The following is a 23,406-nucleotide window of genomic DNA, read 5'->3' as shown; positions in this document are numbered from 1 at the left end:
CCCGCCCCTACAATTCCCCGATGCCTACCCCCTTCGATACCCCTCTCGGGGCGCGCTTTTTCGCGTCGCTGGGCTCAGCCGCGATGGAGCGCATCACCTTGTTGCTCAACCACGTGGTCGCTGCCGAAACCGTGGCGACCGAGCGGCTGAAAGCCCACAGCGGCCGCAGCCTGCAACTGGTGTGGACGGGGTGGCCGCCGCTGCTGCCACCGCCTCCTGTGGTGGCCTTCACCATCACGCCGGCGGGGCTGTTCGAATGGTGCGGCGATCAGGTGCCGGCGCAGCCCGACCTGCGGGTGAGCGTCGATGCCTCCAACCCCATGAAGCTGGCCAGCCTGTGGCTGGCGGGCGTTCGTCCACAGGTCGTGATCGAGGGTGATTCGGCCCTCGCCGCCGATGTGAACTGGCTCATCGACAACCTGCGCTGGGACGTCGAAGACGATCTCGCCCGCATCCTCGGCCAGGCACCGGCGCATGAGCTCACGCGGGTGGCGTCGGGCATTGCGGGCGGCTTTCGCGAGGCGGTGCGCGTGCTGCAAGGGTTGATGTCGCGCCCGCCCCGATGAGGCATCTCTTCCGGCTGGTCTTCATCGTCTTCACCGTCCTGCGTTTCGGGCTGGACGAGCTGGCGCTGTCCGGCTTCAAGCAGGGCTGGGTGCGTGCGCTGGTGCGGGTGATGACACTCGGCCGGCGCCTCGATGCGCCGCCCGGTCGCCGCCTGCGCGAGGCGCTTGAGCGGCTCGGCCCGATCTTCGTCAAGTTCGGTCAGGTGCTTTCGACCCGGCGCGATCTGCTGCCGCCCGAGGTGGCCGATGAGCTGGCGCGCCTGCAGGACCGGGTGCCGCCGTTCCCGGCCCCGGTGGCGCGTGCTCTGGTCGAAAAGGCCTATGGCCTGCCGATCGAAGCCGTCTTCGCGAGTTTCGAGGCCGAGCCGGTGGCCAGCGCGTCCATTGCGCAGGTGCATTTCGCCACGCTGAAAGACGGCCGCGAGGTCGCGGTGAAGGTGCTCCGCCCCGGCATGCTGGCGGTGATCGACGACGACCTGTCGCTGCTGCGCACGCTGGCCCGCTGGGTCGAGCGGCTGTCGGCCGACGGCAAGCGGCTCAAGCCGCGCGAGGTGGTCGCCGAGTTCGACAAGTACCTGCACGACGAGCTCGACCTCGTGCGCGAGGCGGCCAACGCGGCGCAGCTTCGCCGCAACATGGATGGCCTGAACCTGGTGATGGTGCCCGAGATGATCTGGGACCTGTGCACCTCGGGCGTGATCGTGATGGAGCGCATGTACGGCGTGCCGATCAGCCAGACGCAGCGCCTGCGGGAAGCCGGGGTCGATATCAAGAAGCTCGCGCGCGACGGCGTGACGATCTTCTTCACCCAGGTCTTCCGCGACGGCTTCTTCCACGCCGACATGCATCCCGGCAACATCCAGGTGAGCGTCGACCGCGCGACCTTCGGCCGCTACATCGCGCTCGACTTCGGCATCGTGGGCACGCTGACCGAGGTCGACAAGGACTACCTCGCGCAGAACTTCATCGCGTTTTTCCGCCGCGACTACAAGCGCGTGGCCGAGCTGCACCTCGAATCGGGCTGGGTGCCGGCGGGCACCCGCGTCGACGAGCTGGAAGGCGCGATCCGCGCCGTGTGTGAACCGCACTTCGACCGGCCGCTGAAAGACATCTCGCTCGGCCAGGTGCTGCTGCGCCTGTTCCAGACCTCGCGGCGCTTCAACGTCGAGATCCAGCCGCAGCTCGTGCTGCTGCAGAAGACGCTGCTCAACATCGAAGGACTGGGCCGCCAGCTCGATCCCGAAGCTCGACCTCTGGAGCACCGCCAAGCCCTTCCTCGAGCGCTGGATGAACGACCAGATCGGCTGGCGCGGCCTGGTCGAGCGGCTGAAAAAGGAAGCGCCGCATTGGGCGCAGCTGCTGCCCGAGCTGCTGCGACTGGTGCACCACGCCTTGCAGCAGTCCGGACGGGGCGCCGACACCCGCCTGGTCGAAACCCTGCTGGCCGAGCAGCGCCACACCAACCGGCTGCTGCGGGTGCTGATCTACGGCGGCCTGGGCTTTGCGGTCGGGGTGATCGTGACAGCGGCGCTGCGCTGGTCGAGCGGCTGACAGGCAGGGTTCGCCCGCAGGGGGCGGCCTTTTTTTGTCTCCCTGGAACAGATAATGCTGGCCGGTCGCCCGGGGCGGGCGCCGCCCCTTCCAGCCAACATCAGCCAACACGATCCGCGAGCCAAGGCCGAATGAACACCACCCTCATCTCCTTTGTCGTGCTGTACCTCCTGGGCACCCTGGCGCTCGGCGTCTGGGCCGGCACCCGCATCAAGAACACCACCGACTTCGCCATCGCCGGGCGCAGCCTGCCGCTGATCATGGTGATCACCACCACCTTCGCCACCTGGTTCGGCGCCGAGACGGTGATGGGCATCCCGGCCAAATTCGTGCAGAGCGGACTGGGCGCGATCGTCGAAGACCCGTTCGGCGCGGGCACCTGCCTGATCCTCGTGGGCATCTTCTTCGCCGCCAAGCTCTACAAGCACAACCTGCTCACCATCGGTGACTTCTACCGCCAGCGTTACGGCAAGGGCATCGAGGTCTTCTGCTCGGTGGCCATCATCCTGAGCTACCTCGGCTGGGTGGCCGCGCAGATCACCGCACTCGGCCTGGTCTTCACCGTGCTCACCAACGGTGCCATGGGCGAGACCGCCGGCATGATCGTCGGCACGCTGGCCGTGCTGATCTACGTGGTGGTCGGCGGCTTTCTTGCGGTCGCCTGGACCGACTTCATCCAGATGATCGTGCTCGTCGTCGGCCTGGCGATCATTGCGGTCTTCGCGAGCGACCTGGCCGGCGGCTCCGACAAGGTGCTCGCCCTGGCCAGCCAGAAGGAGCTGTGGAACTTCCTGCCGCCGCCCACCTTCACCGAGGTGGCGATGTTCGTCGGCGCCGCCCTCACGATGATGCTCGGGAGCATCCCGCAGCAAGACGTCTTCCAGCGGGTGATGTCGGCCAAGAATGCCAACACCGCGCGCAACGGTGCCGTGATCGGCGGCGTGAGCTACATCCTCTTTGCGTTCGTGCCGATGTTCATCGTGCTGAGCGCGGTGGTGGTGATGGGCGATTCCGCCCTCGAGATGGCGAAGAACGACTACCAGCGGCTGCTGCCCACCTTCGTGCTGACGCAGATGCCGCTCATCATGCAGATCATCTTCTTCGGTGCGCTGCTGTCGGCCATCAAGAGCACCTCGTCGGCCACGCTGCTCGCCCCGAGCACGAGCTTCGTCGAGAACATCCTGAAGAACCTGCGCCCCGGCATGACCGACAAGGAGCAGCTCTTCGCGATGCGCGCCACCATCGTCGCCTTCGCCGGGCTGGTGCTGGCCTATGCCATCGCGATGAAGGGCACCCCGATCTACGACCTGGTGTCGGCGGCGTACCAGGTCACGCTGGTTGGCGCTTTCGTGCCGCTCGTCTTCGGCCTCTACTGGAAGCGTGCGACGACCCAGGGCGCGGTCACCTCGGTCGCGGCCGGTATCGCGGTGTGGATCGCCTTCTTCCCGCAGGTGTCGAACTTCGGAGAGGTCTTCCCCGGCCAGCTGGCCGGTTTGATCGCCGCGCTGGTGGGCATGCTCGTCGGATCGCTCGCGCCCCAGGTGCTGAAGAACCGCGCCGAACCGCGCCAGGCTGTGGCTTGAAGCACTGAAACGCGTCCCTACATAGGCCCGGCACGCCGGCTTGCGGCGTGCCCCACCTATAATTTCGCGTTTTGAATCAAGGGTTTAGCCATGCCCATCTACGCCTATCGGTGTGAGGCCTGCGGCCACGCCAAGGACGTGCTGCAGAAGATCTCCGACCCCGTGCTCACCACCTGCCCGTCCTGCGGGGCGTCGGCCTTCAAGAAACAAGTGACCGCCGCCGGTTTCCAGCTCAAGGGTTCGGGCTGGTATGTGACCGACTTCCGCGGCGGCAACAACGGCGCCGCTGCTGCGCCGGCCGCCAGCGCCGACGCGCCCTCCACATCCGACGCTCCCAAGTCCGATGCAGCCCCGGCACCGGCGCCCGCGCCGGCTGCCAGCACATCCCCCGACGCCCTCTGATACCTGCGTCATTTCCCCAAGGAACCCTGTGAAGAAATACCTGATCGCGGGCCTGCTGGTCTGGTTGCCGCTGGCCATCACGATCTGGGTCCTGCACTCCGTGCTGGGGCTGCTCGACGGCATGTTCGGCACCATCATCTCCGCCTCCCAGGCGGTGCTGCCGGCGGCGGCCCACGGCTGGCTGGAATCGCTGCGCAGCATCCCCGGTCTCGGTGTCGTGGTGATGGTGGCCGGCCTGCTGCTCACCGGCGTGTTCGCGGCCAACATCTTCGGCCAGTGGGCGCTCAACCAGGCCAATCTGGTGGTCACCAAGATCCCCATCGTCAAATCGATCTACAGCTCGGTGAAGCAGGTGTCGGACACCTTGTTTTCCAGCAGCGGCAACGCTTTTCGGGAAGCGGTGCTGGTGCAGTACCCGCGCCAGGGTTCGTGGACGATCGCATTCGTCACCGGCAAGCCGGGCGGCGAGGCCGCCATCCACCTCTCGGGCGACTACCTGAGCGTCTACGTGCCGACCACGCCCAACCCCACCTCGGGCTTCTTCCTGATGGTGCCGCGCGCCGATGTCATCGTGCTCAACATGAGCGTCGACGAGGCGCTCAAGTACGTGATCTCCATGGGGGTGGTGGCGCCGCCGCTGCCGGTGCCCGCCCCCGAGCCGGCGCGAAACCTGCCGGGCTAGCCGGCCCGGCTTCCGGCTAGCCCATTCGCCCCTAGCGCCTACACCGTTGCGCGCCCCGGCGGGCGTCGCACAATCCCCTTTTTCGGAGCAAGAACATGAGAACAACCTACTGCGGCCTGGTCAGCGAAGCGCTCCTCGGCCAGACCGTCACCCTGATGGGCTGGGCCCACCGCCGGCGCGACCACGGCGGCGTGATCTTCATTGACCTGCGTGACCGCGAAGGCCTGGTGCAGATCGTTTGCGACCCCGACCGTGCCGAGACCTTCAAGGTCGCCGAAGGCGTGCGCAACGAGTTCTGCCTGAAGATGGTCGGCAAGGTGCGCCCGCGCCCGGCCGGCACCGAGAACGCCAACCTCACGAGCGGCAAGGTCGAGATCCTCTGCCACGGCTTCGAGGTGCTGAACCCGAGCATCACGCCGCCCTTCCAGCTCGACGACGACAACCTGTCGGAAACCACCCGCCTCACGCACCGCGTGCTCGACCTGCGCCGCCCGGTCATGCAGAAGAACATGATCCTGCGCTACCGCGTGGCGATGGAGGTGCGCAAGTTCTTGGACGCCAACGGCTTCATCGACATCGAGACGCCGATGCTCACCAAGAGCACGCCCGAAGGTGCGCGCGACTATCTCGTGCCCAGCCGCGTCAACGAAGGCATGTTCTTCGCGTTGCCGCAGTCGCCCCAGCTCTTCAAGCAGCTGCTGATGGTGGCTGGCTTCGACCGCTACTACCAGATCACCAAGTGCTTCCGCGACGAAGACCTGCGCGCTGACCGCCAGCCCGAGTTCACCCAGATCGACATCGAGACCAGCTTCCTCAACGAGGAAGAGATCCGCGGCATGTTCGAAGGCATGATCCGCACGGTCTTCCGCAGCACCATCGGCGTCGACCTGCCGGGCTACCCGGTGATGACCTACCAGGAGGCCATGCACCGCTACGGCAGCGACAAACCCGACCTGCGCGTGAAGCTCGAGTTCACCGAGCTGACCGACGTGATGAAGGATGTCGACTTCAAGGTGTTCAGCGGCCCGGCCACCACGCCGGGCGGGCGTGTGGTCGCGTTGCGCGTGCCCGGTGGCGGCGAGATGAGCCGCGGCGAGATCGACGCCTACACCGAGTTCGTGAAGATCTACGGCGCCAAGGGCCTGGCCTGGATCAAGGTCAACGACGCCGGCAAGGGCCGCGAAGGCCTGCAGTCGCCGATCGTCAAGAACATCCACGACGCGGCCATCGCCGAGATCATCGCGCGCACCGGCGCTCGCAACGGCGACCTGATCTTCTTCGGTGCCGACAAGGCCAAGATCGTCAACGACGCCATCGGCGGTCTGCGCATCAAGGTCGGCCACAGCGAGTTCGGCAAGAAGAACAGCCTCTTCGAAGACAAGTGGGCGCCGTTGTGGGTGGTCGACTTCCCGATGTTCGAGTACGACGAGGAAGCGCAGCGCTGGAACGCGGTGCACCACCCGTTCACCTCGCCGAAGGACGGCCACGAGGACTACATGGACAGCGACCCCGGCAAGTGCATTGCCAAGGCCTACGACATGGTGCTCAACGGCTGGGAACTCGGCGGCGGCTCGATCCGTATCCACCGCGCCGAGGTGCAGAGCAAGGTCTTCAGCGCCCTCAAGATCGGGCCGGAAGAGGCACAGCTCAAGTTCGGTTTCCTGCTCGATGCGCTGCAGTACGGCGCCCCGCCGCACGGCGGCTTGGCCTTCGGCCTCGACCGGCTGGTCACGCTGATGACCAAGGCCGAGTCGATCCGTGACGTGATCGCCTTCCCGAAGACGCAGCGTGCGCAGGACCTGCTGACGCACGCACCGAGCCCGGTCGACGAGAAGCAGCTGCGCGAGCTGCACATCCGCCTGCGCAACCCGCAGGTGGTGTCCAACGGCTGATCGCCGGTCATCGCTGGCATCATCGAGGGGCAGCGTTCGCTGCCCCTTTTTCATTCCATGAACCCTTCGCGCCCGCCCAAGATCCCCGAGTCGGTGCTGGTCGTCATCCACACCGACGAGCGCCAGGTGCTGCTGCTCGAACGGGCCGACAAGCCCGGCTTCTGGCAGAGCGTGACCGGCTCCAAGGACCGGCTCGACGAGCCCTTGCAAGAGACCGCCGTGCGCGAAGTGGGTGAAGAAACCGGCATCGTGATCGGCTCGCCCGCCGTGCCGCTCGCCAACCTGCGCGACTGGCAGCTGAGCAACATCTACGAGATCTACCCGGTGTGGCGACATCGTTATGCGCCGGGCGTGACGCACAACACTGAACACGTATTCGGCCTGCGGGTGCCCGGTGGAACACCAGTTGCTCTCTCACCGCGCGAACACCTACGCTACCAATGGCTGGACTGGCGCGAGGCGGCCGACCAGTGCTTCTCGCCATCCAATGCCGAAGCCATCCTCCAGTTGCCACGATTCACATGACACGAGGCGCAAGCTCCAGCACCCAGCACCCCGCGCACATCCTGCGGGTGGCCACCTACAACATCCACAAGGGCGTGCGTGGCATCGGCCCGCGCAAGCGGCTGGAGATCCACAACATCGGCCTGGGCATCGAGGCGCTCGACGCCGACCTGGTGTTCCTCCAGGAAGTGCGCAGCTTCAACAACGCCGAGGCGCGGCGCTTTCCCGACACGCACTTCGGCTGGCCGCGCGTCCCGCAGGCCGACCACCTCGCACCCGAGGGCTACGACGTGGCCTACCGCACCAATGCCTACACCGATGGCGGCGAGCACGGCAACGCGCTGCTCTCGCGCTGGCCCCTCGATGAAGACATCGGCCACCACGACGTGTCGGACCACCGCTTCGAGCAGCGCGGCCTCCTGCACGTGAAGATCGACTGGCACGGCCACGTGGTGCACGGCATCGTCGCTCACCTCGGGTTGATGCATTCGAGCCGGGTGCGGCAGGTGGAGCGCATCGCCGCCTTCATCGCCAACAAGATCCCGCACCGCGAGCCGGTCGTGCTGGCCGGCGACTTCAACGACTGGGGCGAGAAGCTCGACGCACCGATGCGCGAGATGGGCCTGCAGCGCGCCGAGCAGGGTACGCCGCAGCGCACCTTTCCGTCGCGCGTGCCGCTCTTCTCGCTCGACCGCATCTACACCCGCGGCTTCCGCTGCGCCGCGACCTTCGTGCCGCGCGGCAACGTGTGGGCGCGGATGTCGGATCATCTGCCCCTGGTGGCCGACCTCGAACTGGGTTGATGAGCACCGCCGCAGACAAGCGCAACGCCGCAAGAGCGGCCCTGATGCGGGTCATCCATCCGACGGTCTACAGCGGCGGCAACCAGGCGCGCCTGCTGCGGGGCGGCGATGCGCTGTTTCCGGCGATGGTGCGGGCCGTCGAGCAGGCGCGGCACGAGATCTGGCTCGCCACCTACATCTACGACAACGTGGCGAGCGTCACCGCGCTCACGCAGGCGCTGGTCGAGGCGGCGCAGCGCGGTGTGCACGTGAAGCTGGTGGTCGACGGCTTCGGCTCGCGCGCCACCCTGCTCGACCTGCGCAGCGCCCTGTGCGAGGCGGGTGTGCAGCTCACCATCTTCCGCCCGCTGGACCGCTGGTGGGCCTGGCTGCAGCCGAGCCAACTGCGCCGCCTGCACCAGAAGCTGTGTGTGGTCGATGGCCGCGTGGCCTTCGTCGGCGGCATCAACCTGCTCGACGATTGTTATGACCAGGTGCACGGCTGGACCGATTTCCCCCGGCTCGATTTCGCCGTCGAGCTGAGCGGCCCCGTCGTGGCCCCTATCGAACAGGCGGTGAAGGCCCTGTGGACACGCGCCAACGTCGGCCGCAACTTCGCCAAAGAGATGGCGGCCCTGGCGCGCAGCGCCGAACCTGTGGCGCGTGCGCGCCGCCTGCTGCGCCGGCTGCGCATGCCCAAGGGCGCCAAGGCCGGCGAAGACGTCGGTGACCTGCCACCGGTTCGCGCCGCCTTCGTGATGCGCGACAACCTGCGCCAGCGCAGGGCCATCGAGCGCAGCTACATCCACGCCATCCGCAAGGCCAAGACACGCGTGGACCTCATCTCGCCCTACTTCTACCCCGGCCGTGCCTTCATGCGCGTGCTCATCAACGCGGCACGGCGCGGTGTGCAGGTGCGGCTGCTGCTGCAGGGCAAGGTCGACTACCGCATCGCCGCGGTGGCGGCGCAGGCGCTGTACGACCAGCTGCTCAGCAACGGCGTGAAGGTGTACGAGTACACCCCGGCCTTCCTGCACGCCAAGGTGGGGCTCGTCGACGACGAATGGGCCACGGTGGGCAGCTCCAACATCGACCCGCTGTCGCTGCTGCTCAACCTGGAAGCCAACGTCGTGATCCGCGATGCGGACTTCGTCAACACGCTGGCGGCGGAGTTCGACAACGCGGTGTCGGCGTCGCGCGAGATCGATCCGCAGCAGGCGCGACGGGCGAGTTTGCGGGGGGTGTTGCGGCGCGGGTTCGTGGCGTGGGTCGCGCACGTGTATTTGCGCGTGGCCGGCATCACCGGACGGTACTGAGCGCGCGGCGCATCACGGCGCGGAGGCGGCCTCCGCCTTCTCTTCTGCGCTCGGCTCGCGCTCGTTGCGCAAGGCCACGGCGAGCAAGGTCTTGAGCATCGGGTGGCTCATCGCCACGCCCACCTGCATGCGGCGATCGCCTTCGCGCTCGGTGGTGTAGATCACGTCGAGCGTCAGCTTCTGGCCGTCGAGCTGGGTGAATTTCGCCAGGACCGGCATCTTCGCGATGCGCTCCGCCGAAGCCGGCGCCAGCTCGACCCGCGCCTTCGCCGAGCAGCCGTACAGATAGGACGCCTCGCGAAGGCCGACTGGGCGCTCGGACGGTGGTGTCTTGGGCTCGAACAAGGCCTTGACCTCCGAAAGCTGCACGCTGTCGGGCTTCAAGGCGCTGGTCTTGATGCTGTTGAGGATCGGCTGGGTGCTGCTGCTCTGCCCGTAGCTCTGCATCAGGCGCTCGCCCGACGTCATGGGCTTGGCGAAGTCGTTGAACTGCATGACGAGCAGCTTGCGCGCGAGCACCTGCACGTCTTCGTCGGTGCAGCCGCGCTCTTCGAGCGGCTTGTCGCAGGCCGCCAGGCACAGCGTGGTGGCGAGCAGTGTTGCGCGTGCCAGATGGTTTTTGATCATGGTTGTGTTTGTGAAGGGGCCTGCCCCCTGGACGGTGAGGCCGCGATTGTCGAAGGCCCCCGGCCTTGCGCCTGTCCCCCAGGAGTGGGGAAGAATTGCAAAGGATTGCTTCCAGCACCGCGGCCTGCCGTTTGCCGGCCTGAGCACATGAATGTCGATCTCATCGTCCAGCGCCCCGAAGGCCTCTACTGCCCACCTGGCGACTTCTACATCGACCCGTGGCGGCCGGTGCCGCGGGCCGTCATCACGCATGCGCATGGCGACCATGCGCGCATGGGCAACGGGCACTACCTCGCGTCGCAGAAGTCCGAGGGCGTGCTGCGCTCGCGCCTGGGTGCCGACATCCACCTGCAGACACTCGCCTATGGCGAAACGGTCGACCACCACGGCGTGCGCCTGAGCCTGCACCCTGCCGGTCACGTGCTCGGCTCGGCGCAGGTGCGGCTCGAACATGGCGGCCAGGTGTGGGTGGCCTCGGGCGACTACTTCGTCTCCGGCGCGGAAGACCACAACACCACCTGCGAGCCCTTCGAGCCGGTGCGCTGCCACTGCTTCATCACCGAGTCGACCTTCGGCCTGCCGATCTACCGCTGGCTGCCGCAGCGCGAGGTCTTCGACGACATCAACCGCTGGTGGCAGCGCAATGCCGACACGGGACGTGCGAGCCTGTTGATGGGCTACAGCTTCGGCAAGGCGCAGCGCATCCTGGCGGGGGTCGACCCGGCCATCGGGCCGATCGTCACGCACGGTGCCGTCGATCCGCTGAACGAGGCCTACCGCGCGGCCGGTGTGGCGCTGCCGGCCACGCACCGCGTGACCGATCTCGACAAGGCCGCGCTGTCACGTGCGCTCGTGATCGCGCCGCCGTCGGTGCAGGGGTCCGCGTGGGCGCGCCGCTTCGGCGATGCAAGCGACGCGTTTGCGAGCGGCTGGATGCAGCTGCGCGGCGCCCGCCGCCGCCGCGCGGTCGACCGCGGTTTCGTGCTCAGCGACCATGCCGACTGGCCGGGCCTGCAGCGTGCCATCCGCGAGAGCCGTGCCGAGCGTGTGATCGTGACCCACGGCTACGAGGCGATCATGGTGCGCTGGCTGCAGGAGCAGGGCCTGCAGGCGGAGGCCTTCGAGACCGAATACGACGACGAACGTGTCGACGCCGAGAAGCCCGCGGGCGACGTCGAGAGCAACGAATGAAGCGGTTCAGCCAACTCTTCAACGAGACTCGACGCGAGCACGGCCACCAACGCGAAGGTCGACGCGCTGAAACGCTACTTCGACGAAGCCCCCGACGCCGACGCCGCCTGGGCTGTGTACTTCCTCTCCGGCGGCAAGCCTCGGCAGGTGATCCCGACGGGCGTGCTGAGCGAGATGGCGAGGCGGCAGGCAGGCATCGAGCCGTGGCTCTTCGACGAGTGCTACCAGGCCGTGGGCGATCTCGCCGAGACCATCGCGCATGTGCTGCCCATGTCGGAGCACACGAGCGACATGGGGCTGGCCGAATGGGTCGAGCAGCGCCTGCTGCCGCTGCGCGTGGCGACCCCCGAGCAGCAGGCCGAACGCATCGCCGGCTACTGGCGCGAGCTCGATGCGACCGGCCGCTTCCTGCTCACCAAGCTGATCGGCGGTGGCTTCCGCGTCGGCGTGAGCAAGCTGCTGGTGCAGCGTGCGCTCGCAGCGCATGCCGGGCTCGATGCGAAGCTCATCGCGCAGCGCATGATGGGCTACACCGACAAGACGGCGCGGCCCGATGCGGCCGGCTACCGGGCCTTGCTGGCCCCCGCCTCGGTGCAGACGGCGAGCGACTCGGGTCAGCCCTACCCCTTCTTCCTCGCGCACGCGATCGAGCTGCCGCTGAACGAGTTCGACAGCAAGCTCGGCGCGCCGAGTGATTGGCTGGTGGAGTGGAAGTACGACGGCATCCGCGCGCAGGTGGTTCGCCGCGCCGGCAACATCTGGGTCTGGTCGCGCGGCGAAGAACTCGTGACCGAGCGCTTCCCCGAGGTGATGGCCATCGCCGGCCAGTGGCCCGACGGCACGGTGGTCGACGGCGAGATCCTCGTGTGGAAAGACGGCAAACCGGATGACGACCCCCACGTCGCTTTGCTCCTGCCCCCCGAGGGGGCTCGGCCCTCCTTGGGGCGGCCCGGCGGAAGGCCGGGGCCCTTCAACCTGCTGCAACAACGCATCGGCCGCAAGCTGCTCGGCAAGAAGATCCTGGCCGACGCTCCCGTGAGCTTCATGGCCTACGACCTGCTGGAGTGGCAGAGCGAAGACATCCGCGCCTGGCCGCAGCACCGCCGCCGCGAAGCTTTGCTGGCGCTGCCGGGGCTGATGGTGTCGCCGACCGTCGAGCGCCCTACCTGGGTTGAACTTGAAGAGTTGAGACAAGAGTCGCGTGCCCGCGGCGTCGAAGGCTTCATGCTCAAGCACCGCGATGCGCGCTACGGCAGCGGCCGCACCAAGGCCGACGGCACCTGGTGGAAGTGGAAGATCGCGCCACTCTCCGTCGACTGCGTGCTGATCTACGCGCAAGCGGGCCACGGCCGCCGCGCGAGCGTCTACACCGACTACACCTTCGCGGTGTGGAACCGCCAGCCCGCCGATGCCGAGGAAGCGAAGGCCGTGCTCGACGCGATCGAGCGTCGCGAGCCACCGCAGCCGGGTGGCCTGCAGCTCGTGCCCTTCGCCAAGGCCTACTCCGGCCTCACCGACGAGGAGTTCCGTGACGTCGACCGCGTGATCCGTGCCACCACGCTGGAGAAGTTCGGCCCCGTGCGCAGCGTCAAGCCGAGCATGGTCTTCGAGACTCGGCTTCGAAGGCATCAACCACAGTTCGCGCCACAAGAGCGGCATCGCGGTGCGATTCCCCCGCATGCTGCGCATCCGTTCCGACAAGCCGCTGCACGAAGCCGACACTTTGGCGACACTGCAAGCTTTGATGAGCCGCTCCGACTGAGGGGGCTCGCCACCACAGGAACAGGCATGGCCCACTACGACTGCGATCTCTTTGTCATCGGCGCCGGCAGCGGCGGTGTGCGTGCCGCGCGCATGGCCGCGCAGCGTGGCGCGCGTGTGGTGATCGCCGAAGCCGGCGCACTGGGCGGCACCTGCGTCAACGTCGGCTGCATCCCGAAAAAGCTCTACAGCTACGCCGCCCACTTCGGCGAGCTGGCTGAGCAGTCGCATGGCTTCGGCTGGGTGGGGGAGGCCCCGCGCTTCGACTGGGCCGTGCTCAAGCAGCGCCGAGCCGCCGAGATCAAGCGGCTCAACGGCGTCTACGAGGGCCTGCTGAACGGCGCCGGCGTGCAGCTGCTGCGCGGCTGGGCGCGGCTGGTCGACGAGCACACGGTGGCGGTCGACTGCGCCGGCGGCGAGCAGCGCATCACGGCGCAGCACATCCTGCTCGCCACCGGTGGCGCGCCGGAGAAGAGCGGCCTGCCGGGTGACGCATGGGCCAAAAGCCCGACGACATGTTCGACCTCGACCCCTTCCCGAAGCGTTTGGTGGTGGTGGGCGGTGGCTACATCGCCTGCGAGTTCGCATCCATCTTCCAGGGCCTGGGCGCCGAGGTGACGCTCGTTCACCGCGGCACGCACCTGCTGCGTGGCTTCGACCAGGAGATGGCCGTCTTCCTCACCGGCGAGATGCGCAAGAAGGGTGTGAAGGTGTGCCTGGAGACGACCGTCACCGAAGCCGAGCAGCAAGGCGGCATTCAGCGCCTGTGCCTGAGCAACGGGCAGACCCTGGAGGCCGACACCGTGCTGCACGCCACCGGCCGCCGCGCCCGCACCGAGGGCCTGGGCCTGGAAGCGCTGGGCATCCTGGTCAACAAGGACGGCTCGGTGCCGGTCGACGATCGACTGCAAACGCGTGTGCCCTCGGTCCATGCGCTCGGCGACCTGATCGGCCGCAAGGCGCTCACGCCGGTGGCGCTGGCCGAAGCGATGTACCTGGTCGACCGCCTGTTCGGCGCACCGGCCGGCAAGCTGGTGCGCCAGCCGATCGACTACGACCTCGTGCCCACCGCCGTCTTCACCCACCCCAACGTGGGCACGGTGGGCCTGAGCGAAGAGGCCGCGCGCCGCACCTACCCGAAACTTCGCGTGTACCGCGCCGAGTTCAAGGCCCTGCAGCACACGCTGAGCGAGAGCACCGAGCGCACGCTGATGAAGCTCCTGGTCGATGACGCCAGCGACAAGGTGGTGGGCCTGCACATGGTCGGCCACGACGCGGGCGAGGTGGTGCAGGGCTTCGCGGTGGCGATGCAGGGCGGGCTCACCAAGGCGGTGTTCGACCGCACGCTGGGCATCCACCCGACCGGCGCGGAAGAGTTCGTCACCATGCGCGAGGTGCTGCGGGTGGTGGAAAGCGACAAGGCCTGAGGCGCGCCCGCCGCGCGACAATCGCGCATGGTCTTGTCACCGGAGTTCCTCTTTGCCGCAGCGATTGCGGCGGTCGTCTTTCTCGGCGGCTTTCTGTGGCTGCGCAAGCAAGGCCCGAAGACGCGCAACGTGGCCCACGGCAAGGGCCGGCGCGAGATCCCCGCCCCGGCCAACCTGCGCTACACCTGCGCCGGCTGCGCAGGGCAGTTCACCCACTCGCGTCGCACGCTGTCGGCCCGCGAGAAAGGCGCCAAGAGCTTCTACTGCAACGCGTGCCACACCCGCTCGCTCACCGTGCCCAAGCCCAAGCCGTGGCAGCTGGTGCCAGGGGCCAAGAAGCAGACCAGGAAAGCCGGCGACAAGGCGCCCAAGTAGGCCGCCGCGTCAGCTCGCGAACCAGGCCACCCAGTAGTCGATGCAGGCCTTGATCTTGGGCAGCCGGTGGCGCGTGCCCGCGGTCACCGCATAGACGGGGCTGAGCTGCCGGTCCACCAGATTGGGCATCACCGGCACCAGCCGGCCTTCCTTCACCAGCGGCTCGGCGGCGATGGTCGAGAGCCGGCCGATGCCCAGCCCCATCAGCACCATGTTGGCGGCCACCGCCGTGTCGTTGGTGCGCCAGAAGCCGCGGGCCGGCAGCGCCATCGCCTGCCCGTCGACGACGAAGGGCCACAGGTTGAGGTTGGTCGCGGCGCTGTTGGTCACCAGCCGGTGCTGCGCGAGGTCGTCGGGGTGCTGCGGCTTGCCCTTCTCGGCCAGGTAGGCAGCGGTCGCATACAGCGCCCGGCCATGGGTGCCGATCTGGCGCGCGACCACCGTCTCGGGCAAGGGGCTGCTGGAGGTGCGCAGCGCGATGTCGATGCCATCGCGGGTGAGGTCGGCCAGCCGGTCGCTCACCTCCAGCTCCACCTGCACGCGCGGGTGGCGCGCATGCAGGCCCGGCAGGCTGGGCAGCACGCGGTACTGCGCCATCACCGTGCTGGCTGCCACGCGCACCAGGCCGCTTGCTTCGCGCGACTTGGCGTTGAACTCACCCTCCAGCTCGTCGAGCGAGCCGGTGATGCGGTGGCAGTAGTCGAGAAAGGTCTCGCCTTCGGGCGTGAGCGCGAGCGCGTGCGTGGAGCGGTGCATCAGTTTCACGCCGGTGGTCTTCTCGATGCGGGCGATGGTGCGCGACACCTGGCTCACCGGCACGTCGCGCTCGCGCGCCACGGCCGAGAGCGTGCCGAGCGAGGCCACGCGGGCGAAGAGCTTGAGGTCGTCGAAGGTCAGGCCGTCCATGCGGGTGGATGGTAGAGGCGGCGGTGTTGCAGCGGATGCAAGACGCATTTCCGTGCCGTGGGCTGTCCCCGCGGCATGGGTCCGCCTAGTGTGTCTTCACCTGTTGGAGATTGACCATGCAACACCCCGATCTGTATGCCCTGAAGCAAGCCGCCGTGCACCGCGCCCATGCGCTGCGCGACGAAGCGCTCGACGCCGCGTACCACGCCGCCTGGCAATGGCTCAGGCGCTCAGCCGCCGCAGTGTCTCGGTGGGCACGAGCTGACCGACGTGCGTCCCGTTCCAGTTGCGCAGCACCGGCTCGCTCAAGGCCCGCATGAAGGCCGTGTCGTCGCCTTCGAGCGGCAGCAGCGCCTCGATGGCCGCGGCCATCGCCACTTCGGCGGCACGGGCGTTGTTGCCGTCGTCCATCTTGATTGCCACCCCCAGCCCCAGCTCGGGCAGCGCCGCGCAGTACACGCCCTCGGCGCCGACCTTCAGGCACACCCGCTCGCCGAGCCGTTCGGTCACGCGGGTGTCGAAGCGGCCAGTGCCGGCCAGCATGAAGGGTGCGCGGGCGATGGCGGCACGCAGCCGCCGTGCCGCGCGGGCGTGCTCGGGCGACAGGCCCACGCCGGTGCCGACCCGAGCGAAGGCGAGCGCCAGGCGCCGCAACGGGATGGCGTAGGTGGGGATCGAGCAGCCATCGATGCCCAGTGGCGCATCGCGCAGGTCGAAGCCGGTGGCCGCCTGCAGCGCCGCACTCACCTCGCGCATCACCGGGTGGTCGGCCGCGGTGTAGCCCCGAAGGAAGCGGCGCGGCTCCTCGTGCCCTGCCAGCGTGCAGCCCAGGCACACGAAGCCCGCGTGTTTGCCCGAGCAGTTGTTGTGCAGGGCGCTCGGCTGCTTCCCTTGCTGCGCGAGGGCGCGGCCGGCGCCCTCATGGGCCGGCCAGTGCACGCCGCACTCCAGCACCTGCACATCGAGGCCGGCCTTCGTGAGCATTCCGGTGGCCGTGTCGGCATGCGCCGGCTCGCCGTTGTGCGAGGCGCAGGCGAGGGCGAGTTCGGCGTCGCCGAGACTTCGAAGCGATCGGCCGCACCGCTGGCCACCAGCGGCAGCGCCTGCAGCAGCTTCACGGCCGAGCGGGGGTAGACCGGCCGGTCGATGTCGCCGGCCTCTGCCACCACCGTGCCTTCGGCATCGACCACGGCAAAGGCACCGCGGTGGCATGACTCGGCGTAGCGCCCGCGCAGCACGTTCACGAGGACGAGGTTCATCGGGCCACTCTAGCCAAATCGCCAAGCCCCCACAGGCACAATTCCGAGCCCATGTCTGCCACCGCGCTTGCCCTCGTCCTCGTTGCCGCACTCCTGCATGCCCTGTGGAACCTGGTGGCCAAGACGGCCGGCGGCGATGCGCGTTTCTCGCTGCTGCTGACGATCTTCCAGGTGCTGCTGTGGTCGCCGCTCGGGCTGTGGCTCGGCTGTCAGGCCGTGCCGCACTGGGGCTGGGCCGAGTGGAGCGCGATCGTCGCCAGCGCGGCGGCCAACCTCGTCTACTTCCACACCCTGCTGCGCGGCTATGCGCTGAGCGATCTCAGCGTCGTCTACCCGGTGGCGCGCGGCACCGGGCCCTTGCTGGCCTCGCTGGGCGCGCTCGTGCTGCTGGGCGAGTCGATGGGGTGGCTCGGTGGGCTCGGGCTGCTGCTCGTGATTGCCGGCATCTTTCTCGTGGCGGGTGGCACGGCGGTGTGGGCCAACATGAAAGCGAAGGCGCATGACGCTGCACAGCGGCAGCGCGTCCTGGCCGGCGTGGGCTGGGGCGCGGCCACCGGGGTGTGCATTGCCATCTACACGCTGATCGACGGTTATGCCATCAAGGTGCTGGCGATGCAGCCTGTGCTCTTCGTCTACTTCTGCAACGTGGCGCGACTGCCGATGCACCTGCCGGCCGCGCTGCGCGACGGGCCGGCGTTTGTGCAGGCCGCTCGCGCGCAGTGGAAACATGCGCTGCTGATCGCGCTGATGGCGCCGCTGGCCTACCTGCTGGTGCTGTATGCGCTGCAGATCGCGCCGCTGTCGCACGTGGCGCCGGCGCGCGAGATGTCGATGCTCTTCGCGGCGCTGCTGGGCGGCAGGCTGCTGGGCGAAGGCGACCGCGGCCTGCGCATTGCCGGCGCGCTGTGCATCGGGCTCGGCGTGGCGGGCCTGGCGCTCGGCTGAGGAGACGACGGCCATGCAACTCGCCGGCATCGACTTCACCAGCCGCCCCACGCGGCGCAAGCCCGTCACGGTCGCGCTCGGCGAGCTGCAGCACGGCGTGGTGAAGCTCGCCCGCGTCGACCTGCATGAAAGCTTCGAGGCGCTGTCGCAATGGCTGCAGACGCCCGGCCCCTGGCTCGCGGCCTGCGACTTCCCGTTCGGCCTGCCACGCGAGCTGGTGCAGGCGCTGGGCTGGCCGACCGAGTGGCACGCCTTGATGCGGCACTACACCGCGCTGTCGCGCGAGGAGATCCGCGAGACCTTCGCCGCCTTTTGCGATGCGCGCCCGGCGGGCGCCAAGTTCGCGCACCGCGCCTGCGACGGGCCGGCGGGGTCGTCGCCGTCGATGAAGTGGGTCAACCCGCCGGTCGCCTACATGCTGCATGCGGGGGTGCCGCTGCTGCTCGACGCCGGCGTGCACCTGCCCGGCCTGCACGCCGGCGACCCGCTGCGCGTGGCGGTCGAAGGCTACCCCGGCCTGCTCGCCCGCGAGCTGATCGACCGCCGCTCCTACAAGAGCGACGACAGGGCCAAGCAGACACCCGAGCGCCTGATCGCCCGCAAGGACCTGGTCGAGGCCCTGGAGCAAGGCCGAAGCCGCCTCGGCCTGCGGCTGCGCCTGTCGCACGCGCAGCGCGATGCGCTGGTGGCCGATGCCTCGGGCGATGCGCTCGACGCGGTGCTGTGCCTGGTGCAGGCGGCGTGGGCGAGCCAGCAGCCGGGGCATGGGCTGCCGGTGGGGGCCGATTCGCTGGAAGGGTGGATCGTGACGGCTCTTAAGTCGTTGATTTGAAAGAATTCACCGCAAATGAAGAAATTCAAGAAAAATGCGGTGATGCACTACCTTCCTCTTCCCGAAAACGCCGTCCGGCAGGGCATCGACTCGACCACGGTCTTCACGGAATTCCGGCGTGTTCAAGCCCAGGCTCGGCCGTACGCCGGCAGCATGTATTGGAAGCGGGAGGGTGCGTACGAGTACTTGGTCAAGACGCGCCCTCGTCGCCGCACACAGGAGCGACTGGGTGCGCGCTCCGACCAGACCGAGCAGGTGTTCGCCGACTACCACAGCCGCAAGCTGGCGCTGGAGTCGCGTCTCGCCTCACTGCAGGAAGCGCTCACAGAGGCAGAGCGCATGAACAAGGCCTTGAAGGCCGGGCGCACGCCCAACCTCGTGGTGGCGGTCCTTCAGGCCCTCGAAGACGCCGGGCTCTCCGATCACTTCACCGTGGTAGGAACGCACGCGCTCTACGCCTACGAAACCGCGGCGGGCGTGCGCATCGTGCAGGGCGCCCTCGCCACGCAAGACGTCGACCTGCTGTGGGATGCACGCAAGCGCGTGCAGTTCATGAGCGACCTGCAGCACCTCGATGCGTCGGTGCTGAGTGTGCTCAAGCGAGCCGACCGAAGCTTCGAACGCAAGGAAGGGCAGAACGAGACGGCCATCAATGCGCGTGGCTTCGAGGTCGACTTCCTGCGCCGCCAGCCCGTCGACGGGGATCCCCATCCGTTTCGCTTCTCGGACGACGAGGGTGACTTGTGGCCCGTGCAGGCGATTCGGGCATCGGTGCTGACCACGGCGCCGCGCTTCGAGCACCCGGTGATCGCAGTCAACGGCCGCATGGCGATGATGCGCACCATCTCCCCGCAGGTGTTTGTGGAGTTCAAGCGGTGGATGGGGGAACGAGCGCCACAACGAGAAGAGGTCAAGCGCCGGCGCGATCGGCTTCAGGCCGATATCGTGCAGGAGCTTCTGGAGCAAAAGCTCCTGGTCGTCTGACGAGCCCCGGGTCAGTACATCTCGCGCAACTGGATCAACGGCGAGCGGTGCTGCCCGAAGCTGAAGCGCGCGTTCGGGTTCTGGTCGTAGGTGCTGCCGCCCGGGGCACGGCTTTGCAGCCAGGGCAGGTTGGCGGGCACGGCGGCCGAGGGTGGGGTGCCTACGGCGCTGCAGCGCAGGGCGCCGGGGGTGAGGGTGGCGGCGAGTTGCAGGCTGCCGTCGACGCTGCCCTTGTTGCCATCGCCCGGGGCGGCCAGTCGCATCGTCGCGCGGCCGCTGCTCATGCTCACGCTGCTGGCCGTGGGCGCGGTCTCGCAGGCCGCCAGGCTGCCGCGGAAGTTGGCGAGCGACACGCTGCTGGTCGGCAACGCGGTGCAGTGGTCGGCGGTGTTGGTGACGAAGCCGGTGCCGTTCCAGTGCTGCGTTTCCACCGGCACCGCGAGGGCGATGGTTTCGCTGCCGTAGGCGCTGCCGAGCTTGAGCTGGCCGTAGCGGAATTCGTTGCCCTGGTCGAATGCGATCGACGGGAACAAGGGCCCTGGCACGGGCTGGGCGGTCGCAATGGTCTCGTTGCCGGTGACCGCGCTCTCGGTGCCGTCGGCCACGCTCCAGTCGAGCGCGATCGCCGCGGTGAAGGGGGCGATCGTGGCGGCGGCGGGCCTGGTCATCGTGAGTGAGTTGGGCACGCCAGCGGGGAACTGCAGGGTGCCGGTGCCGCCGCTGTTGGCGGTGGGCGAGGCGGGGGTGGCCGCGTTGGCGGTGGCCAGCCCCGGCGAGGCCGGCGTCACGCCATAGGCCTGCGTGACCTGCAGCGCGCTCATCTTCGCGGCGGGGTAGTTGGTGGTCGTGCCGCCGCCAGCGTTACGCGGGTAGACGGTGGCGGTGGGCGTGGTGCTGTAGCCGAAGGGCTGGCCGAGATAGGTGAAGCTGCGTGCGGCGACGCAGGACGAACCGAAGGTGCGCAGCACCGGCGTGACGGCCGCGACGATCTCGAAGTGGTCGGGCACGAAGCGGCCCACGGCTGCGATGGCCGAGATCTCCCGTTCGGCCGCGGTGGAGCCGTCGGCGGCATCGACGGCGGCAAAGGTGTCGTCCACCAGCTGCAGGTTGAACGCTCCGGCCTCGGAGTAACTGGCGCTGTGCGTGACGAGCTGGCCGCCCGATGCGGTCATGGTGCCGAGCGTCAACGCGCCGAGCGTTCCACCGCAGGCGGTGCCGGTGCACGGCGTCGAAGACGCCCGCCCGCTCGCAGTGCCGTTGTAGTTGCTCGTCGTGGTGCCGCTGGCGTTGACCGCCGTGGCCCGCACGGTGAAGGGCCGGCCCGCCTTGTGCACGTGGCCGCCGCTGCTGCTGGTGTTGGCGAGCAGGCGTGTGGTGCCGGCGATGTTGGCCGTGCTACTGGTGGTGTCGGACGCGGCGATGTTGAAGCCCGCCGGCCGGATCGCGAAGTTGTCGGTGCTGCAGCCGGTGACGGTGGCCGTGCCGGTGGCGGGGTAGCTCACGCGCACCCTCACGTCGCGCCAGCTGTTGACGTGTGTGAGCGCGGTGTTGTCGCGGCCCGCGTCGCCTGTGGCGAAATTGAGCGTGCCGGTGGAGATCACGCTGGTCCAGCTCGATCGGCAGCCGGTGCTGGTGTTCAAGGTGCCCGTGCTGTCGCTGGCGTCGAGCAGGTCCACCCTCACGTCGCCGGTGAAGGTGGTGTGCACGGCGGTCCGGGTGCTGTTGAGCGCCACCACCGCCAGGTTGAACGCGGAGCCCGCCACCTTCGTCCTGATCACGCCGGTGATGCTGCCGGCTGCCGTGCCGGTGTCGAAGGCGTTGAAACCGCCCGGCAGGGCCACAGCCGAGGGCCGTTGCCAGAGGATGGTGGTGTTGTTGGAGACGCTTGCGGTGCGGTACGAATGCTGCACGTAGTCGCTGTTCGTCAGCTCGTAGCCGACGGTGGCGCCCGACGGGTTGGACACGTCCGGGCCGGCGGTGTGCGCGCCGCCCGCGCCATCGACGGCGCCGTAGCGGTAGACGAAGTGGCCCTGCTCGTGGAGCTGCACCTGGAAGGTGGCAAAGATCGTGCGGGTCTGGTCGTGGCCGTTGTTGCAGGTGGAGCCGCTGTTCGAGCAGTAATACGGCACGTCGAGCCACGACACGACGAAGACGCGGTTCGGGCTCGTGCCCACCGTCCTGTAGCGGATGAAGCTGCCGTCGCCGTCGGGGTTGAGGTCGTCCCACAGCGGGAGCATGGCGGCGTCGATATTGGGCCTGCCGCCGGCACCGTTCAGCGGCAGCGCGCTGTTCTGGTAGTCGATCGACGCGGACGAGGCGAACTGCAGCAGGCCATTGGCCGCGATGCGCACGCTGGTGTAGGTGGTGCTGCCGAAGGTGAAGTTGAAGCCCAGCGCCACTGCGCCCGAGACCCCATCGTCGGCGAGGGGGACCTGCGTGCCCGTGGTGCTGATGTCGATCCACGGATAGGTGGACTGCGTGGTCGCGTTGGCCGTGGCGGTGTAGGTCTGTGCCGCCGCGTGCGGGGCGGCGGCCGTCCACACCAGCGCGGCCATCAGGAGGATGCGGGCCAGGTGTCTCATGGTGCGTGCATCACCGCCTGCAACTGCCGCTCGGCGTGGTCGTGCTGCCCGAGCGTGCCGGTGGTGGCGGTGGAGGTGATCTGGTAGACCGAATAGGGCGCACCGCCCTCGTCGTAAGGGCCGCTTGACGTGCAGGTAACCTGCACCGAGAAGCCGGTGGCGTTGACGGCGTTCGGCAGGGCGGCCGTGAACGGGCAGGCGCCGGCCTGCAGTGCCCGGTAGGCGCCCCACTCGATGCCGGTGCGTGCGGCCTGGTAGGCGCGTGTGCCGGCGATGTCACGCACGGCGCTGATCTGCTGCGTGTTCGACATCGTGACCATCAGGCCGCCGAGCAGCGCCAGCACCACCATCAGGAAGATGGCCGACACCATCGCGAAGCCGCGGCTGTGCCGTGCGCGCGTCATGGCGAGCCCTCCACCTGCACCTGCTGCAGCAGGTGGATGCTTTCGCCGCCGCTCGTGAGCGTGAGGCGCAGCGTGACCACCGCGTTGCGCGTGGTGGCGCTCGCGCTGTAGGTGAAGGTGCAGGCCGCGACCGAGTTCGCCAGCAGCACGTTGTTAGCGCCGGTGAGTGCAGACAGCGTGCCCGTCGGCTGCGCGTTCTGGATCGCATAGCCCGCGTAGCGGCGCAGGCTGCCGGCGCCACCCGCGATCGGCGTGCAGCCGAAGCTCACCGGCGTGCCGACGATGTGGAAACGCTGGTTGGGCGAGGCATAGGGAACTGCGTTCCGCCCACTGTGTAGCCCACGCTCGACAGCGCCGCGCCGAAGGTCGTGAGTGCGCGGCGGCTGCTGCCCTCGTAGGCATCGGCGCCGGGCAGGCCGAGGTTGTGCACGACGATCTGGTCGCCGGCCTGGGCGCTGACGGCAGGGCCGAGCACCTCGAAGGTTTCAACGGCGGGGGCGGCGCTGAAGTCGAGGCTGTCGCCCGCGCCGGCCGCGCGGTAGCGTCCCGCCGAGCGCACTGGCAGGAATTCCACGTACTGGCCGCTCGCGTCGACCCGCACGCTGTTGGGCAACGCGGTGCGCAGCTCGCGCGCCATGCGGCGCAGTGCCAGGTCGGCCGCGTCGGTCAGTTCGGCGCGGCGGCCAAGGTCGATGTAGGCGTCGATCGGCTGGCGCACGAAGCCCGACACCATCACGCCGACGATGCCGGTCAGCATGATGACGAGCACCGCTTCGAAGAGCGTGAAGCCCAGCGAGCGGCGCGGTGTGGGGCGGGGAGGGCGGCGCTGCATGGC

The 23,406-nt window shown here is 68.5% G+C and carries 21 protein-coding genes and 4 pseudogenes; 17 read left to right on the top strand and 8 right to left on the bottom strand.

The annotated features are described in order from the left end of the window. Nucleotides 1-20: 20 nt before the first annotated feature. From LRS03_RS11795 to clsB, 9 genes and pseudogenes are all read left to right on the top strand, one after another. A complete protein-coding gene (locus LRS03_RS11795; protein ID WP_257825611.1) occupies nt 21-566 on the top strand; it encodes a hypothetical protein in 546 nt (181 codons plus the stop codon). Beyond that, nucleotides 563-2,117 (top strand): annotated as a pseudogene (gene ubiB, locus LRS03_RS11790) (ubiquinone biosynthesis regulatory protein kinase UbiB). The gene LRS03_RS11795 and the pseudogene ubiB overlap by 4 nt, the downstream one beginning before the upstream one ends. 131 nt (nt 2,118-2,248) lie before the next feature. Beyond that, nucleotides 2,249-3,700 carry a high affinity choline transporter 1 gene (locus tag LRS03_RS11785; protein WP_257825609.1) on the top strand — a complete coding sequence of 484 codons (1,452 nt, stop codon included), beginning with the start codon at nt 2,249-2,251 and terminating at the stop codon, nt 3,698-3,700. A 90-nt stretch (nt 3,701-3,790) separates the two neighbouring features. Next, a complete protein-coding gene (locus LRS03_RS11780; protein ID WP_257825608.1) occupies nt 3,791-4,102 on the top strand; it encodes an FmdB family zinc ribbon protein in 312 nt (103 codons plus the stop codon). Nucleotides 4,103-4,130: 28 nt separating this feature from the next. Continuing rightward, nucleotides 4,131-4,784: a DUF502 domain-containing protein gene (locus LRS03_RS11775; protein WP_257825607.1), complete on the top strand. Its 654-nt coding sequence runs from the start codon at nt 4,131-4,133 to the stop codon at nt 4,782-4,784. Nucleotides 4,785-4,879: 95 nt separating this feature from the next. After that, nucleotides 4,880-6,676 (top strand): aspartate--tRNA ligase, encoded by a 1,797-nt coding sequence (gene aspS / locus LRS03_RS11770; RefSeq protein ID WP_257825606.1) that lies wholly within the window; start codon nt 4,880-4,882, stop codon nt 6,674-6,676. A 57-nt stretch (nt 6,677-6,733) separates the two neighbouring features. Then, nucleotides 6,734-7,201: a dihydroneopterin triphosphate diphosphatase gene (nudB, locus tag LRS03_RS11765; protein WP_257825604.1), complete on the top strand. Its 468-nt coding sequence runs from the start codon at nt 6,734-6,736 to the stop codon at nt 7,199-7,201. Next, nucleotides 7,198-7,983, top strand: coding sequence for an endonuclease/exonuclease/phosphatase family protein (locus LRS03_RS11760; RefSeq protein WP_257825603.1), 786 nt, complete (start codon nt 7,198-7,200; stop codon nt 7,981-7,983). Before nudB ends, LRS03_RS11760 begins: the two co-directional genes overlap by 4 nt. Continuing rightward, entirely contained in the window at nt 7,983-9,278 is a 1,296-nt protein-coding gene (clsB, locus tag LRS03_RS11755) for a cardiolipin synthase ClsB (RefSeq protein ID WP_257825602.1), read from the top strand. Before LRS03_RS11760 ends, clsB begins: the two co-directional genes overlap by 1 nt. Nucleotides 9,279-9,290: 12 nt before the next feature. Here clsB and LRS03_RS11750 read toward each other — a convergent pair whose 3' ends face one another. After that, complete coding sequence (locus tag LRS03_RS11750) at nt 9,291-9,905, bottom strand: hypothetical protein (protein WP_257825601.1); 615 nt, start codon at nt 9,903-9,905, stop codon at nt 9,291-9,293. 147 nt (nt 9,906-10,052) lie between these two features. Here LRS03_RS11750 and LRS03_RS11745 point away from each other — a divergent pair, with 147 nt between their 5' ends. The 5 genes and pseudogenes from LRS03_RS11745 to LRS03_RS11730 all read left to right on the top strand — a co-directional run bounded on the left by LRS03_RS11745 (nt 10,053) and on the right by LRS03_RS11730 (nt 14,659). Beyond that, complete coding sequence (locus tag LRS03_RS11745; protein WP_257825600.1) at nt 10,053-11,096, top strand: ligase-associated DNA damage response exonuclease; 1,044 nt, start codon at nt 10,053-10,055, stop codon at nt 11,094-11,096. Beyond that, a pseudogene (locus LRS03_RS11740) lies at nt 11,093-12,858 on the top strand (ATP-dependent DNA ligase). The gene LRS03_RS11745 and the pseudogene LRS03_RS11740 overlap by 4 nt, the downstream one beginning before the upstream one ends. 26 nt (nt 12,859-12,884) lie before the next feature. Beyond that, the gene (locus LRS03_RS26560) at nt 12,885-13,475 is read left to right on the top strand and encodes an FAD-dependent oxidoreductase (RefSeq protein WP_308296423.1); all 591 of its coding nucleotides are present in this window, start codon (nt 12,885-12,887) and stop codon (nt 13,473-13,475) included. Beyond that, a complete protein-coding gene (locus LRS03_RS11735; protein WP_308296422.1) occupies nt 13,373-14,284 on the top strand; it encodes an FAD-dependent oxidoreductase in 912 nt (303 codons plus the stop codon). Before LRS03_RS26560 ends, LRS03_RS11735 begins: the two co-directional genes overlap by 103 nt. A gap of 27 nt (nt 14,285-14,311) precedes the next feature. Beyond that, nucleotides 14,312-14,659, top strand: coding sequence for a hypothetical protein (locus tag LRS03_RS11730; protein WP_257825599.1), 348 nt, complete (start codon nt 14,312-14,314; stop codon nt 14,657-14,659). Between the two features lie 9 nt (nt 14,660-14,668). On the opposite strand, the gene LRS03_RS11725 is transcribed toward LRS03_RS11730, so the two are convergent. The 3 genes and pseudogenes from LRS03_RS11725 to LRS03_RS11715 form a co-directional block, all read right to left on the bottom strand. After that, nucleotides 14,669-15,565, bottom strand: coding sequence for a LysR family transcriptional regulator (locus tag LRS03_RS11725; RefSeq protein WP_257825598.1), 897 nt, complete (start codon nt 15,563-15,565; stop codon nt 14,669-14,671). Nucleotides 15,566-15,787: 222 nt separating this feature from the next. Next, nucleotides 15,788-16,567: pseudogene (locus LRS03_RS11720) on the bottom strand (asparaginase); the annotation flags it as partial. A 122-nt stretch (nt 16,568-16,689) separates the two neighbouring features. Continuing rightward, nucleotides 16,690-16,824, bottom strand: a pseudogene (locus LRS03_RS11715) (asparaginase); the annotation flags it as partial. A 51-nt stretch (nt 16,825-16,875) separates the two neighbouring features. On the opposite strand from LRS03_RS11715, the gene LRS03_RS11710 reads away from it, so the two are divergent. Genes LRS03_RS11710 through LRS03_RS11700 form a run of 3 tightly spaced genes read left to right on the top strand, consistent with a single transcriptional unit; the run spans nt 16,876 to nt 19,585 of the window. Further along, on the top strand, nt 16,876-17,769 hold the full coding sequence (locus tag LRS03_RS11710; protein WP_257825597.1) for an EamA family transporter: 894 nt from the start codon (nt 16,876-16,878) through the stop codon (nt 17,767-17,769). A 13-nt stretch (nt 17,770-17,782) separates the two neighbouring features. Continuing rightward, a complete protein-coding gene (locus tag LRS03_RS11705) occupies nt 17,783-18,601 on the top strand; it encodes a DUF429 domain-containing protein (protein WP_257825596.1) in 819 nt (272 codons plus the stop codon). Between the two features lie 15 nt (nt 18,602-18,616). Next, on the top strand, nt 18,617-19,585 hold the full coding sequence (locus LRS03_RS11700) for a nucleotidyltransferase domain-containing protein (RefSeq protein WP_257825595.1): 969 nt from the start codon (nt 18,617-18,619) through the stop codon (nt 19,583-19,585). Nucleotides 19,586-19,596: 11 nt separating this feature from the next. Here the strand turns inward: LRS03_RS11700 and LRS03_RS11695 are convergent, their stop codons facing one another. Genes LRS03_RS11695 through LRS03_RS11680 form a run of 4 tightly spaced genes read right to left on the bottom strand, consistent with a single transcriptional unit; the run spans nt 19,597 to nt 23,403 of the window. Then, the gene (locus tag LRS03_RS11695) at nt 19,597-22,167 is read right to left on the bottom strand and encodes a DUF6701 domain-containing protein (protein ID WP_257825594.1); all 2,571 of its coding nucleotides are present in this window, start codon (nt 22,165-22,167) and stop codon (nt 19,597-19,599) included. Further along, nucleotides 22,164-22,571, bottom strand: a complete 408-nt coding sequence (locus LRS03_RS11690) for a hypothetical protein (RefSeq protein WP_257825593.1) — start codon at nt 22,569-22,571, stop codon at nt 22,164-22,166. Before LRS03_RS11690 ends, LRS03_RS11695 begins: the two co-directional genes overlap by 4 nt. Beyond that, on the bottom strand, nt 22,568-22,840 hold the full coding sequence (locus tag LRS03_RS11685) for a hypothetical protein (protein ID WP_257825592.1): 273 nt from the start codon (nt 22,838-22,840) through the stop codon (nt 22,568-22,570). Before LRS03_RS11685 ends, LRS03_RS11690 begins: the two co-directional genes overlap by 4 nt. Next, entirely contained in the window at nt 22,837-23,403 is a 567-nt protein-coding gene (locus tag LRS03_RS11680; protein WP_257825591.1) for a type II secretion system protein, read from the bottom strand. Before LRS03_RS11680 ends, LRS03_RS11685 begins: the two co-directional genes overlap by 4 nt. Nucleotides 23,404-23,406 lie beyond the last annotated feature (3 nt).

Source organism: Rhizobacter sp. J219 (genome assembly GCF_024700055.1).
Classification (GTDB): domain Bacteria; phylum Pseudomonadota; class Gammaproteobacteria; order Burkholderiales; family Burkholderiaceae_C; genus Rhizobacter.
Note: the sequence above shows the minus strand (reverse complement) of the source record. Positions and strands in the feature narration are given on the sequence as shown.